Below are 1,172 nucleotides of genomic sequence, written 5' to 3' on the forward strand. Positions count from 1 at the left end.
AATTATGGCTCTGGAAATGTTAGCGTATTTCAATTGGATCGCGATGGTAAACCGCTTGGTTTATTGGCGGATTTATACGTTGATGGATGCGGGCCGAATTTAGAGCGCCAAACTTCTCCTCACGCTCATCAAGTCACGTTTTTAAAGCACAGTCATCAATTGGTTGTCGTAGACTTAGGCAGCGATAGCGTCCTTATTTATGATTACGATGCCCAGCCGCCGGATTTTTCACTGTCGCAAGTGATTCATTTACCCGCAGGTTCGGGACCGCGCCATCTGGTGTTTAATAAACAAGAGTCGACAGCGTATGTGGTTTGCGAACTGTCAGAAACCTTGATTGTTCTGGTTAAGCACCAAGATAAATGGCTTATCTCGAATCAAACAGAATTATTAGAAGGGGAAGATAATCAGCAAGCGGCGGCGGCGATTCGTCTTTCGCAAGATGAAACGTTTTTGTATGTCTCTTGCCGAGCTCAGAACAAAATCAGTGTGTTTGATGTGTCTGGCGATACGCCGAAAAGGCGAGCAGCCATTCACTGTGAAGGGGTTTTTCCACGAGATTTTGTGTTGTCTCATGATCAAAAGTGGTTGTTGGTTGCCAATCAACATTCCAACAATGTGGTGAGCTTTCGTCGCAATCCTCAAACAGGTGAAATTACCCCAACGGGTTATGACTGTGAGATAGGCTCTCCAGTGTGTATTGTCGAACAACCTTTGTAACGATTAACGCTGAAACAACAGGAAATAGAAAAGCCTAGCGGGCGGCTAGGCTTTCAGGATAAAAACAGTTAACGCCAATCTTCAACGTACAGTTAGACGTAAATTTTGCCTTTCATATACAACACACCATCACCAGATACTTTGACGCAATTTTCTTTGACTTCGCAGTACAGAACGCCACCACGCGCTGATGCTTGATACGCCACTAAAGATGCTTTGCCGAGCTCTTGCGCCCAATATGGTGCTAAGCCTGCGTGGATTGATCCTGTGACAGGGTCTTCATCTCCGCCGTTCGCTGGCCAAAAGTAGCGAGATACAAAGTCGTATTGACTGCCTTTTGATGTGACGACGACATCGTAAGGGGCGAGTTGTTTCAGTTGGTCGGATCGATATTGAACATCAAAAACGGTTTGCTCATCTTCCACGATGACGAAGTAAGCTTGTGGGCTAAG

At 45.6% G+C, this 1,172-nt stretch carries 2 protein-coding genes; one reads left to right on the forward strand and one right to left on the reverse strand.

All coding sequences use genetic code 11. The features are described from left to right. On the forward strand, nt 1-720 hold a 720-nt coding region (locus R7E00_RS24405; RefSeq protein ID WP_318124813.1), incomplete at its 5' end, for a lactonase family protein. Between the two features lie 92 nt (nt 721-812). Here R7E00_RS24405 and R7E00_RS24410 read toward each other — a convergent pair. Continuing rightward, a partial coding sequence (locus R7E00_RS24410) for a PhzF family phenazine biosynthesis protein (RefSeq protein WP_318124814.1) occupies nt 813-1,172 on the reverse strand: 360 nt, incomplete at its 5' end.

Source organism: Vibrio sp. Vb1755 (genome assembly GCF_033338635.1).
Lineage (GTDB): Bacteria > Pseudomonadota > Gammaproteobacteria > Enterobacterales > Vibrionaceae > Vibrio > Vibrio alginolyticus.